The sequence below is a fragment of the Cupriavidus sp. BIS7 genome (assembly GCF_000292345.1).
Taxonomy (GTDB): Bacteria; Pseudomonadota; Gammaproteobacteria; order Burkholderiales; family Burkholderiaceae; genus Cupriavidus.
On record NZ_ALOU01000071.1, the window covers coordinates 1 to 12,680 of the forward strand.

The 12,680-nt window shown below is 64.6% G+C and carries 13 protein-coding genes; 9 read left to right on the top strand and 4 right to left on the bottom strand.

Annotated elements, in window-relative coordinates; genetic code table 11:
- The 4 genes from B552_RS27810 to B552_RS0122445 all read left to right on the top strand — a co-directional run.
- A partial coding sequence (locus B552_RS27810) for a hypothetical protein (RefSeq protein WP_237718324.1) occupies positions 1 to 325 on the top strand: 325 nt, incomplete at its 5' end.
- 793 nt (positions 326 to 1,118) lie between these two features.
- Entirely contained in the window at positions 1,119 to 3,038 is a 1,920-nt protein-coding gene (locus B552_RS0122435; RefSeq protein WP_019451304.1) for a DEAD/DEAH box helicase, read from the top strand.
- Between the two features lie 207 nt (positions 3,039 to 3,245).
- A complete protein-coding gene (locus B552_RS0122440) occupies positions 3,246 to 3,518 on the top strand; it encodes a type II toxin-antitoxin system Phd/YefM family antitoxin (RefSeq protein WP_019451305.1) in 273 nt (90 codons plus the stop codon).
- Positions 3,515 to 3,841, top strand: coding sequence for a type II toxin-antitoxin system RelE/ParE family toxin (locus B552_RS0122445; protein WP_019451306.1), 327 nt, complete (start codon positions 3,515 to 3,517; stop codon positions 3,839 to 3,841). Before B552_RS0122440 ends, B552_RS0122445 begins: the two co-directional genes overlap by 4 nt.
- Positions 3,842 to 3,885: 44 nt before the next feature.
- On the opposite strand, the gene B552_RS0122450 is transcribed toward B552_RS0122445, so the two are convergent.
- The gene (locus B552_RS0122450; protein ID WP_019451307.1) at positions 3,886 to 5,142 is read right to left on the bottom strand and encodes an ergothioneine biosynthesis protein EgtB; all 1,257 of its coding nucleotides are present in this window, start codon (positions 5,140 to 5,142) and stop codon (positions 3,886 to 3,888) included.
- Between the two features lie 130 nt (positions 5,143 to 5,272).
- Positions 5,273 to 6,364, bottom strand: coding sequence for an L-histidine N(alpha)-methyltransferase (gene egtD / locus B552_RS0122455; RefSeq protein ID WP_019451308.1), 1,092 nt, complete (start codon positions 6,362 to 6,364; stop codon positions 5,273 to 5,275).
- A gap of 560 nt (positions 6,365 to 6,924) precedes the next feature.
- Between egtD and B552_RS0122460 the strand changes: the two genes are divergently transcribed.
- The 3 genes from B552_RS0122460 (at position 6,925) to B552_RS0122470 (ending at position 9,034) form a co-directional block, all read left to right on the top strand.
- Positions 6,925 to 7,623 (top strand): TerC family protein, encoded by a 699-nt coding sequence (locus tag B552_RS0122460; RefSeq protein WP_019451309.1) that lies wholly within the window; start codon positions 6,925 to 6,927, stop codon positions 7,621 to 7,623.
- A 119-nt stretch (positions 7,624 to 7,742) separates the two neighbouring features.
- The gene (locus tag B552_RS0122465) at positions 7,743 to 8,537 is read left to right on the top strand and encodes a thymidylate synthase (protein ID WP_019451310.1); all 795 of its coding nucleotides are present in this window, start codon (positions 7,743 to 7,745) and stop codon (positions 8,535 to 8,537) included.
- The gene (locus B552_RS0122470; protein WP_019451311.1) at positions 8,534 to 9,034 is read left to right on the top strand and encodes a dihydrofolate reductase; all 501 of its coding nucleotides are present in this window, start codon (positions 8,534 to 8,536) and stop codon (positions 9,032 to 9,034) included. Before B552_RS0122465 ends, B552_RS0122470 begins: the two co-directional genes overlap by 4 nt.
- Positions 9,035 to 9,087: 53 nt before the next feature.
- Here B552_RS0122470 and pmbA read toward each other — a convergent pair whose 3' ends face one another.
- Positions 9,088 to 10,455, bottom strand: coding sequence for a metalloprotease PmbA (gene pmbA / locus B552_RS0122475; protein WP_019451312.1), 1,368 nt, complete (start codon positions 10,453 to 10,455; stop codon positions 9,088 to 9,090).
- A 57-nt stretch (positions 10,456 to 10,512) separates the two neighbouring features.
- Here pmbA and yjgA point away from each other — a divergent pair, with 57 nt between their 5' ends.
- Both yjgA and mog read left to right on the top strand, forming a co-directional pair.
- The gene (gene yjgA, locus B552_RS0122480) at positions 10,513 to 11,112 is read left to right on the top strand and encodes a ribosome biogenesis factor YjgA (protein WP_019451313.1); all 600 of its coding nucleotides are present in this window, start codon (positions 10,513 to 10,515) and stop codon (positions 11,110 to 11,112) included.
- Complete coding sequence (mog, locus tag B552_RS0122485; protein ID WP_019451314.1) at positions 11,109 to 11,753, top strand: molybdopterin adenylyltransferase; 645 nt, start codon at positions 11,109 to 11,111, stop codon at positions 11,751 to 11,753. Before yjgA ends, mog begins: the two co-directional genes overlap by 4 nt.
- Before the next feature lie 249 nt (positions 11,754 to 12,002).
- On the opposite strand, the gene orn is transcribed toward mog, so the two are convergent.
- Positions 12,003 to 12,626, bottom strand: a complete 624-nt coding sequence (orn, locus tag B552_RS0122490; protein WP_026035942.1) for an oligoribonuclease — start codon at positions 12,624 to 12,626, stop codon at positions 12,003 to 12,005.
- Between the last annotated feature and the right edge of the window lie 54 nt (positions 12,627 to 12,680).

Consider the following 12,680-nt stretch of genomic DNA (forward strand, 5'->3'; position numbering starts at 1 on the left):
GGGGCCGCTCGCCTATACTGAATCGGGCCGCGCCTGCCCCGGCGCTGTCCTGGCCGGCGCGACAACGGCTGGCCAAAGGGCAAGGCCCGAGAAGCTGGAGAACGCCATGGCAGTGATCGTCATCAAGGACTTGCCGGAGAACATGGACCTCGACCGCGAGGCCATGACCGCCATCATCGGCGGCGCCCGCGTGACAGGCACCTATCGCTGGCAGTCCTCGCACCGGCGCCCGTCGCTTACAAGACTGATCCAGTATCCGGAGGGATTCCCCGGCGCGTCACAGGCTGCAGGGCAGGAACGGGAGGCCGGGACCAAGCGCAAGTAGGCATCCGCGCTTCCGGCCACACAAAAGAAAAAGCCCGCCAAGTAATTGGCGGGCTTTTGGCTGCGGACGGGCCCGGACCACCTGGGTCTGCGTCGCCGGCGAACTCCGGTCATTCCCATACCAAGCATGTTTCCTATGATTCCGCCCATGACGCGGACGTCCATCCGGACCACCCGGACAGTCGAAGAAAACCTGGCAGTGGCATCAATGACCGCAATGCCGGAGGCGAGCGGCAAGCCAACCTTGCCGAAGGCAGGATCAGCGGGACTTGTCGTCGTCCGCCCCATACGAGCACGTATGCTCGCGCACTGGAGTATAGGCAGCCGGGAGACACAATCAAGCAATGTGCCCGACACATCTCGTTACGATTAGGAATTTTCGCGGTGCAACAAAAAATTCGGCGATCTGCTATACTCCGCGCCGTGAGTTTCGCACTGTGAGTTCCGCACCTCGCCCCGGCCTTCGCGCCAAAGCGTATCCGCTGCCCTCCCAAGATCTGCTCCCTGCCTCTGTCATTCTTCAGAAGTTTCTCTGACAGGCGCCTGGCCAGAACGCACCGCTCACCTGACGCCGCCTCGTCTCCGATCCTGAAGAACAGCCTGTTTGTTTAGCTGTTTGCCTGCCAGGGTTCCGGTTGGTTCCTGATGACCAGTCGCCCCTGCCTGCCGCCGTATTGCCAGCTGAGTCTGTCGAACGGCCCACCGATTGGCGCCGAAGCCTTTTTAAAGACTTTGCACTGCGCCCACCCCTTCGCGCATAGGCCAGGGGTGCCATGCATTCATACAAGTAAGACATGACCCAGCACGACTTCCGTGCGGAGCAGCCTTTTGCCTCCGCCACTGACGCTTCCATTTCGTCCGCCGCTGAAGTGAGCCCGCTCGACAAGCTCGACGCGATGCTCAATGCCGATACCGCCTCGGCCGCCCCGGCTGCCGCTGCTGAAGCCTCGGAAAACGGCTTTACGAAGCTCGGCCTCGACCCCGCCATCCTGCGCGCGCTGGCCGAAGCCAACTACAACAACCCCACCCCGGTTCAGGCCCAGGCGATTCCTGCGTTCCTGGCTGGCCGCGACCTGCTGGTCTCGAGCCAGACCGGCTCGGGCAAGACCGCCGCGTTCATGCTGCCCGCGATCCAGCGCATCAGCGAAAAGCCGTCGCCGAATCGCCCGACCGAACCGGCCAAGCGCATGAAGGGCAAGCGCCCCCGCCCGTCTCCGGCCCAGCCGTCGCTGCTGGTGCTGACGCCGACGCGCGAACTGGCCCTGCAGGTGACCGATGCTGCAGCCAAGTACGGCCGCCATCTGCGCCGCATCGTTTGCGCCAGCATCCTGGGCGGCATGCCCTATCCGAAGCAACTGGCCATGCTGGCTCGCATGCCGGACATCCTCGTGGCCACGCCGGGCCGCCTGCTCGACCATATCGAAGCCGGCCGCATCGACCTGTCCGCGCTGGACATGCTGGTGTTCGACGAAGCCGACCGCATGCTCGACATGGGCTTTGCCGATGACATCGACGCAATCGTCGCTGCCACGCCGGCCTCGCGCCAGACGCTGATGTTCTCGGCCACGCTGGACGCGCGCATTGCCCAACTGGCCTCGCGCCAACTGAAGGACCCGCAGCGCATCGAGATCGCCGCCGCCCGCGCCGATCACAGCAACATCGAACAGCGCCTGCACTTCACCGACGACATGTCGCACAAGGAGCGCCTGCTGGACCACCTGCTGCGCGACGCATCGCTGAAGCAGGCCATCGTGTTCACGGCCACCAAGCGCGACGCCGACTCGCTGGCAGAACGCCTGTCGGACACCGGCTTTGCTGCTGGCGCGCTGCACGGCGACATGACGCAGGGTGCGCGTAACCGCACGCTGACGGCCCTGCGCCGTGGCAACCTGCGCGTGCTGGTGGCCACGGACGTGGCCGCTCGCGGTATCGACGTGCCCGACATCACGCACGTGGTGAACTTCGACCTGCCCAAGCAGGCGGAAGACTACGTGCACCGCATCGGCCGTACCGGCCGTGCGGGCCGCTCGGGCGTTGCAATCAACCTCGTGAACCACGGTGACATGTTCCAGTGGCGCCGTATCGAGCGCTTCACGAACAACCGCATCGACGCATCGGTGATCGAAGGTTTCGAGCCGCGTCGCTCGCCGAAGCCGCGCTCGAACTTCGGCGGCAAGCCGGGCGGCCGTGACGGCTTCCGCGGCAACGGTGGCGGCTACCGCGGCAACAACGGCGGCGGCTACCGTGGCAACAACGGCGGCAACCGCGAAGGCGGCGAGCGCAGCTTTGGCGATCGCAACTTCGGCGAGCGCAAGTTCGGCGGCGAAAACCGCGGCTTCGGCGATCGTGGCGCACGCCCGTTCGGCGACGACAACCGTGGCTTTGGCGACCGCGGCGAGCGCGGCTTTGGCGATCGTGGCAACGGTGGATACCGCGGCCAGGGCCAGGGCCAGGGTCAAGGCCAGCAGCGCAGCTTCGGCGGCGATCGCAACGCCGGTGGCGAACGCAGCTTTGGCAACCGCGACTTTGCGCAACGTGACGGCGGCCGTGACTTTGGCGGCAACCGCGACGGCCAGCGCGATGGCAACCGCAACTTTGGCGACCGCAGCTTCGGTGACCGCAGCTTCGGCGACCGCAAGTTCGGCGATCGTGGCGATCGCGGCGGCTTCGGCGGCCAGCGCAACGGCAACAGCCGCTCGCGCTACGAGCGCTAAAGCGAAAAGCTGGCCTGTTGGGCTAGCCACTAGCGAAATGCGTTGAAGGATCGGGGGCTGTCCTGGAAAGGACAGCCCCCGATTTGCATTCCGGCTGCCATCCGGCGCAGTCGGCAGGGTGCCGCTTCCTGCACTGGCGCGAGCTTGCCGAGGCGACCGAATTCGGTCTATATTCAGTCCTATCCTTTGCAAGCGGAGAGCATAGCCGTGAAGTTCTCAACCCAGGTCAAACCGATCAGTTACCTCAAGAGCCACGCGGCCGAGATCGTCAAGGACATTTCCGAGTCCCGCGAGCCGATGCTGATTACCCAGAACGGCGAGGCAAAGCTTGTGGTGATGGATGTCCGCTCGTACGAGCAGCAGGAAGAAACGCTTGCGCTGCTGAAGCTGCTTGCCATCGGCAGCCGTGACATCGAGCACGGGCGCTTCCGCGATGTCGAGGACGTATTTGCAGATCTGGACAGGGAAGACCGCGAATGAAAGTGGTATTCCTTGCGGGGGCTGAAGAAGACCTGAAGGAGCTTCGCCACTACGTTGTCAGAAGCTTTGGCAAGCAAGCCTGGCTGGAGACTTTCCAGCGGATCAAGGACTCGGTGCGCGCGCTCCAGGATTACCCTCTGAGCGGCCCCATTCCAGACGAACTGGTGGATCTGGGCCTGCGGCAATACCGCCAGGTCGTCTCAAGCATGAACCGCATCATCTACGAGATCACCGAGGAAGTTATCTATATCCACATCGTGTGCGACACGCGCCGCGACATGAGGACACTTCTCTCGCGCAGGCTCCTGCGCATGGTTCCGTAGAGATTCCCTTGGAGTTCCCTTAGAGGTTCGTCAGGGAAAGCGGTCTACACCGCGCACGTCCTGAACCCCACGAACGACACATCATCCTCGGGCAGCAATGCCATCCGTGCGCGCGTATGGCGCAGCCGCGCGGGGCTTGCAAACGACACGCCGCGGACGGCCTGGTGGGTGCCGAAATGGCTCACGATCTCGCCATCGGTCGGCTCCGCGCTGAAGCCCAGATACGGCTCATATGGCGTGGCGGTCCACTCGCGCAGCGCGCCCCATTGCAGCCCACGGTTCTGCGTGGCCGCCAGTTCCCATTCCACTTCCTGCGGCAGGCGGCGGTCGGCCCACACGCACCATGCCTGCGCCTCGAACAGCGTGACATGTCGCACCGGTTCGTCGGGATTGAGCGTGCGCTCGGCGCCAAAGCGCGACACCACCCAGCTTCGCGTCACCGCGTGGCGTGCCCAGTAACGTGGCGCGGAGCGTTCCTGCGTCATCAGCCACTGGCGCCCCGCCATCGACCAGTAAGCCGGATGCTCATAGCCGTGGTCCTCGACGAATTCGAGGAACTGCGCGTTGGTAACCAGCGCGGCGTCCATCTCGAATGCCGGCACATAGACCTTCTGCGGCGGCAGTTCGTCCGGCCAGGCAAACCCGTGGGGTTCGCTCCAGCCCTGTGTGAAAGTGCCGCCCGGAAAATGGAGCGAGTCGTTGTGCGAAACAGAAGCCGACGGTCCCACCGAGGCGGGTTCCGCCGGCGCGATCTCCAGCGCCTGCAGCAACGCGGCAATCGTCTCGCCCTGCATGTCCTCGTGATACAGCGCACGGCGGAACGGGTACAGCGTGGCGTCTTCGTCGTCAGCGAGCGGCGCGATACGGCGCAGCAACCCATCGAGCACCTGCGTCGCGTATTGCTTCACGCGCGACACATCGGGCAGCGCAATCTCCCAGCGCTCGTCCGGTCCAATGCGGTCGGGGTCGAACCACTCGTCGGCACCATCCAGCAGCGACGGCTCGCTGGCCACTGGCAGGCGAATGCCGCCCTGCTCCAGGTGGCGCACGCCGCGCAGGCACCACCATTCGGCATGCCAGGCGATATGGCCAAGTGTCCACAACGGCGGATTGCAGTCGTACTGGCGCTCCACGGTCCAGCCGCGCCGCGTCTGGCCGAATGCGCCGAGCCACGCGAGCGTGCGGTTGCGCGACTCCACGAGCGCCTGCGCGAGCCCCTCGCGCGGCAAACGGCGCGCATTGGGCCACGCCGCATTGCCGCCGGTGAAGTGGAGATCGGGAAGCATGGAAAAGCCGCTCATCGAAAGATCCGTGACTGTGGGTAAATAGGGGGCCGGACACGCCAGTTGCGCGCATTATGACACCGGCGCAGCGGCGGCCATTTCGCGCGCGCCCTATCCCCTGCTGACGCCGCGGCTTCTCCGCGCAGGATCACCCGCGCGCGTGGAACACCGCGAACCAGCCACGCGGATCGGTCCAGCTTACGGGGTCGGTAAAACCGGCGGCCTCGAGCAGGATCGCAAAATCCTCGGGGCGATACTTGTGCGAATCCTCGGTATGAATCCGTTCGCCGGAGGCGAAGCGGCGCTCGCCCTCGGGCCAGCGCACGGTCACGTCGCGCACGGCTTCAAGATGCATCTGGATGCGCGATGCCTGCCGGTCGAACGTCGCCGCATGGCGCCAGTCCTCCAGCGCGAAATCGCTGCCCACGATGCGGTTCACATTGCGCAGCACGTTGCGATTGAACGCAGCCGTCACGCCAAGCGCATCGTCATAGGCAGCGACCAGCGTATCGGCATCCTTGTAGAGATCGACGCCGATCAGCACGCCATCGCCGTGCCCGGCCGCCGCACGCAGACGTTGCAGCAGCGCCAGCGCATCGATCGGCGAGAAATTGCCGATGCTGGAGCCCGGGTAGAAGAACAACCTGCGGCCACGCATGACGTTGGTGGGAAGGTCTAGCGGCCGGCACAGGTCGGCCCCCAGCCCCAGCATGGGGATCTGCGGATGCTGCTGCTGCAGGCCTGAGAGCGTGCCGCGCAGGAAGTCCACAGAGATATCGAGTGCGACGTACTGGGCCGGCTGCAGGCTCGGGAAGAGCCGCGCGGCCTTTTCGCAATTGCCGGCGCCCAGGTCGATCAGCACGCAGCCACTACCCGCGCGTGCGGCGATCGCCGGAGCGGCGCCGGCGAAGATCGAAGCCTCGGTGCGGGTCGGGTAGTACTCGGGCAGATCGGTGATGGCCTCGAACAGGCGCGAGCCGAGCACATCGTAGAAAAACTTGGGGCTGATGCTGGCCTGCGGCCGGGCAAGCCCCGCCACGATCTCGGCGCGCAGCGCGCCGCTGTCTTCGTGGAACTGCTGGATGAACTCGGGCCGCAGACCGGCATGGACGCCATTGGCGACGACCAGGCGCGGAGCCGGATCCGGAGCGCGATTGGACGCGGAATGGTGATTGGCGTGGTTCAGCGATTGGGGCGATTGGGAGCGTGACGGGTTCAGTGGTGTCGTAACGGCCGGCATGACGTTTCCTTGTTGTCGATGGGCACTACGTGAATCCCTCAAAAACCGCGCGGCACGGCGACGGCGCGCGGCTGGCGCGGGATGCCCACCTGTCCTGTCCGGTGCCCATCGGCCGCCTGCCAATCCAACAAGCATAGGCGCATATGAATATGCGTGCGCCACAAGTTGCATCATCCGGCACTTTGGAAGTTGTTCCATACATTCAGGCGCATCGTCGGCGGTGCAACATATTTGCCTCGGCTTCGGTATAATCGCGCCCAACGCGTCCGCCGGAGTCTCTGGCGCCGCGTCCCTTCCAAAGGGAAGTTAAAGGGGAGTAGCTTGGGGGCCCATGCCCTTAGCACAATCGTCATTCCGAGACGCTGACCCGTCTCCGGTTGTGCTGACCCTGGTGCGCATACCGCACCAGCTGTGTCGAGCAAGACCTTTGCAACCTGGTTTTACGGTTTGCAAAGGCAGTCCCGCCGATCCGGCAACTTCCGCGCTCCGTAATCCCAGGTGTCACAAAAGACCTTGCTGGCCTGACCGGCCGGCAGCTTGTTCGCACTTGAGGAGCCTATATGGAGTGGTTTACCGATTTGTTCACGATGCAGTTCCTGACGGCGCTGCTGTCCATCGTCGTCATCGACCTGGTACTGGCTGGCGATAACGCCATCGTGATTGCACTGGCGGCGCGCAACCTGCCGCCTCACCTGCAGAAGAAGGCGATCGTCTGGGGTACCGTCGGCGCCGTGGTCGTGCGTTCGGCGATGACCATCGGTGTGGTCTGGCTGCTCAAGATCCCCGGCCTGCTGCTGGTTGGCGGCCTGGCGCTGGTCTGGATCGCCTACAAGCTGCTGGCCGCCGAGGAAGGCGGCGACGAACACGGCGCTGGCGCCGCCACGCTGATGGGCGCGATGAAGACGATCATCATCGCCGACGCGGTGATGGGCGTGGACAACGTGCTGGCCGTGGCCGGCGCCGCCCACGGCAGCTTCCTGCTGGTGGTGCTGGGCCTGCTGATCAGCATCCCGATCGTGGTGTGGGGCTCAAGCCTGGTGCTCAAGCTGATGGGGCGCTTCCCGGCCATCATCTACGTGGGCGCCGGCGTGCTGGCCTTCACGGCAGTCAAGATGATCCTGGGCGAGCCGATCATCAAGGATTTCTTCGCAAGCCAGCCCGTGCTGTACTGGGGCCTGTACGTGGTGGTCGTCGGCGGCGTACTTGGCGCCGGCTACCTGACGCAGAAGCGCCGGGAACCTGCCACGCAACCCAACTGACAACCCAACTGACGCCGCGCGTCTGACGCAGAAAGCCGCCTCCGGGCGGCTTTCTGCTTTCAGGCTAAAATCCGTGCTTGCGGCCAGCGCGCCAACATCACATCCCACTTCCTGTTCCGATGAAACAGTACCTCGACTTCATGCGCCATGTGTACGAGCATGGCACCGAAAAGTCCGACCGCACCGGCACCGGCACGCGCTCGGTCTTCGGCTACCAGATGCGCTTCGACCTGAACGAAGGCTTCCCCGTCGTTACCACGAAGAAGCTGCACCTGAAGTCGATCATCCACGAACTGCTGTGGTTCCTGCAGGGCTCGACCAACATCAAGTACCTGAAGGACAACGGCGTCACCATCTGGGACGAATGGGCCGACGCCAATGGCGAACTGGGTCCGGTCTACGGGTATCAGTGGCGAGCCTGGCCGACGCCGGACGGCCGCCACATCGACCAGATCAGCGAAGTGGTTCAGCAGATCCGCAACAACCCCGACTCGCGCCGGCTGATCGTGTCAGCCTGGAACGTCGGCGAGATCCCGCAGATGAAGCTGCCGCCCTGCCACGCGTTCTTCCAGTTCTACGTGGCCGATGGCAAGCTCTCCTGCCAGCTCTACCAGCGCAGCGCCGACATCTTCCTTGGCGTGCCGTTCAACATCGCCAGCTATGCGCTGCTGACGCACATGATCGCGCAGCAATGCGGCCTGGGCGTCGGTGATTTCGTCTGGACCGGCGGCGACTGCCATATCTACAGCAATCACTTCGAGCAGGTGCAGACCCAGCTTGCCCGCACGCCGATGAAGCTGCCGACGCTGAACATCCTGCGCAAGCCCGACAGCATCTTCGACTACAAGTACGAGGACTTCGAGCTGGTCGGCTACGAATCGCACGCCGCAATCAAGGCGCCGGTGGCCGTATGACGCTATTGACGCTGATCGTCGCGCGCGCCCGCAACGGCGTGATCGGCCGCGACAACACATTGCCGTGGCGCCTGCCGGAAGACCTGCAGCACTTCAAGCGCACGACCATGGGTGCGCCGGTCATCATGGGCCGCAAGACCTGGGATTCGATTGGCCGCCCGCTGCCGGGCCGACGCAATATCGTGGTGAGCCGCAACCGGGATCTCACGATCGAAGGCGCCGAAGTGGTCGGCTCGCTCGAGGATGCGCAGCGGCTGTGTGTCGGTGTGGAGCAGGTATTCCTGATCGGCGGCGCGCAGCTCTATGCCGAGGCCCTGCCGTCTGCCGACCGCCTGGTCGTCACCGAAATCGATGCCGACGTGGAAGGCGATGCGTTCTTCCCCGCCGTGGACCGCACGAAATGGATCGAGGCGGCGCGGGAGGTGCACCATTCGGAGGCGAATGGTTTTGATTATGCGTTCGTGACTTACGAACGGCCGCCCTCGGGCGAAGAGTGACGCAAAAAAAGCGCCCTGCGGGGCGCTTTTGTCATCTTGGGGAACTCTGAGGCTCAGTTACCCGCGATCGTCATCTGCTCGATCAGGATCGAGCCGGTTTCCTTGGTACCGCGCACCAGCGCATCTGCGCCGACTGCGACGATCTGCTTGAGCATCTCGACCATATTGCCGGCGATTGTGATTTCTTCCACCGGGTACTGGATCACACCGTTCTCGACCCAGTAGCCCGACGCGCCGCGCGAATAATCGCCCGTCACGTAGTTCACGCCCTGCCCCATCAGCTCGGTCACCAGCAGGCCGGTGCCCATCTTCTTCAGCATGCCGGCGAAGTCATCGCCCGGCTGCGTCAGCGAGCTGGTCAGCGTCAGGTTGTGCGATCCGCCTGCGTTGCCGGTGGTCTTCATGCCGAGCTTGCGGGCCGAATACGTCGACAGGAAATAGCCCTCCACAACACCATCGCGCACCACGTCGCGCTCGTGCGTGCGCACGCCTTCCTCGTCGAACGGTGCGCTGCCCATGGCGCCGGGCACGTGCGGCTGTTCGTGGATCTGGATATGCGGTGCGAAGACGGCCTTGCCCAGCGTGTCGTACAGGAATGTCGATTTGCGATAGAGCGCACCGCCCGATACCGCCTGCACGAACGCACCAAGCAGGCCGGCCGCCAGCGGCGCCTCGAACAGCACCGGGCACTTGCGCGTGGACAGCTTGCGGGCGTTCAGGCGGGCCAGGGCGCGCTCCGCCGCATAGCGGCCGATTGCCTCCGGCTCGGCCAGCGTGTTCGGCGAGCGCTTCGACGAATACCAGTCGTCACGCTGCATGCCGCTGCCCGATCCGGCAATCGGCGCGCACGAGATGAAATGGCGCGAGTAAGGGTAACCGCCCGTGAAGCCGCGTGACGTGGCCAGCACGAACTGCGAATGCTGGGCAGACACGCTCGCGCCGTCGCTATTGCGGATCTTCGGCGAAACCGCAAAGGCAGCCGCCTCGGCACGGCGGGCGATATCGATGGCCCCTTCGGCATCGATGGTCCACGGGTGGAACAGGTCCAGGTCCTGCGGATTGCGCTCCAGCAGTTCTTCTTCGGCCAGGCCGGCGCAGTCGTCCTCGGCCGTGAAGCGGGCGATGTTGTATGCCGCCTCGGCCGTGGCACGCAGCGCGGCCGGCGAGAAATCCGACGTGCTGGCGTTGCCGCGGCGCTTCCCGATCATCACCGTCACGCCCACCACCTTGTCGCGATTCTGCTCGATGGTCTCCACCTGGCCCTTTCGCACCGAAACCGACAGGCCGCCGCCCTCGGAAATCTCGGTGGCGGCGTCCGTTGCGCCGAGCTCGCGTGCCACGCGCAGCACATCGGCCGCCATGGACTTGAGCTGGTCCTGGGTGTACGTGAAATGCGCGGTCTGTTCGGCAATCTGGCTCATATGGGCGGGCGTGATCAAAAGTCCAAACGGGAATCATAGCAAGATAAAATGCCGCCCATGACGCGAAATACCCGTAACAACTCCAACGGCCGTTTTCCGGGCGCCTTCGGCCCCGAAGAGGACGACGACCTGCCCAAGAGCAAGTCGCAGCGCAAGCGCGACATGACCGCCCTGCAGGATCTTGGCTCCGAACTCGAGGCCCTGCCCAAGGACCGGCTGGCCCGCGTGCCGATGCCGGAGCCACTGGCTGACGCCATCCACGCAGCCCGCAAGATCACGAGCCACGAAGGCAAGCGCCGCCAGATGCAGTTTGTCGGCAAGGTCATGCGGAACCTGGACGACGACGAAGTCGAGGCAATCCGCGCCGCGCTGGAAGGCTTCAAGGGCACCAGCAAGGCCGAGACGGCCCGGCTGCACCTGATCGAGCGCTGGCGCGACCTGCTGCTGGCCGACGACGCCATGCTGACGAAATTCCTGGGAGAACACCCGGGCAGCGACGTACAGGCGCTGCGCAACATCATCCGCAATGCCCGCAAGGAAAAGGAGCTGTCCAAGCCGCCGAAGTACTACCGGGAACTGTTCCAGGCCATCAAGACCGCGCTGGAAGACGGTGACACCGACGCAGCCCCCGACAACGTACCGGAGCCCGACGCATGAACCCGCCACTGACCTCACCCGTGCAACGCAGCAGCCCAGACGAACTGGTTGTCGGCTTCGTGTCGATTTCCGACCGGGCATCGTCCGGCACCTATCAGGACGAAGGCATCCCCGCACTGCGCGACTGGTTCGGCAAGACGCTGACCACGCCGTGGCAGGCTGTGGAACGGCTGATTCCCGACGAGCAGGCGCTGATTTCGCGCACGCTGATCGAACTGGTCGACGTGGCTGGCTGCGACCTGGTACTGACGACCGGCGGCACCGGCCCTGCGCGTCGCGATGTGACGCCGGAGGCCACGCTGGCCGTCGGTACCAAGGAGATGCCGGGTTTTGGCGAGCAGATGCGCCAGGTAAGCCTGCATTTCGTGCCGACCGCGATCCTGTCGCGCCAGGTGGCGGTCATCCGCGAAACACCGAGCCGCGCCGCTCTGATCGTGAACCTGCCCGGCCAGCCACGCGCAATCCGCGAGACGCTGGAAGGCCTGCGCGATGCCGACGGCAAGCCGGTTATCCAGGGCGTATTTGCCGCGGTGCCGTACTGCATCGACCTGATCGGCGGGCCTTACATCGAAACCGATGAGGCGGTGGTCAAGGCCTGGCGGCCGAAGAACGCGGTAAGGCAGAAGCCCGCAACAGCCTGACGGTTGCCTTCCCTCTCCCATGAAATGGGAGAGGGGTCGGGGAGAGGGCGCTGATGTTCAAATCACGACTGGTCGCCGGTTGAGCCGCCAGCCCTCTCCCCCTGCCCCTCTCCCGCCTGTTCAGACCGGAGAGGGGAGCAAACCCATCGCTACTTCAACCCCAGGTAAAGCCCAATCGGCACGAACACCACCGCGGCGATGTTGCCTAGCAGCATATGGAGCGGGGTTGAGGCGCTACTGGGCGGGCGATTAAGCAGCCGGCGCCTCGGGTGCCGCAGCAGGCGCCTCAGGTGCCACGGCCGGCGTCGACGTCTTGATGAAGTGCTGGCGGTAGTACTTCAGTTCTTCCACCGATTCCAGGATGTCGGCCAACGCCGTATGCAGCTGGCGCTTGGTGAAACCCTTGTGGATCGCCGGCTCCCAGCGCTTGCAGAGTTCCTTGAGCGTCGACACGTCAAGGTTGCGGTAGTGGAAGAACGCCTCGAGCTTGGGCATGTAGCGCGCCATGAACCGGCGGTCCTGGCAGATCGAGTTGCCGCACATCGGCGACTTGCTCGCTGGCACCCAGCGCTTCAGGAACGCCAGCAGTTCGGCCTCGGCCTGCGCCTCGGTCAGTGTGGAGGCCTTGACCTTGTCGATCAGGCCCGAGCGGCCGTGGGTGCCCTTGTTCCAGTTGTCCATGGCGTCGAGCACAGCGTCCGGCTGATGGATCACCAGCACCGGGCCTTCGGCCAGGATGTTGAGTTCGGAGTCGGTAACCACCACCGCCACTTCGATGATCCGGTCGGTGTCTGGCTGCAGGCCGGTCATTTCCATGTCCAGCCAGACGAGGTTATTTTCACTTTTGACGGAGGATGCGGAGGGGCTTGTCATCTGGCGGTACGGCTCGATATGGAAAACGGAAGGAATACGGATGAAATCGCCCGG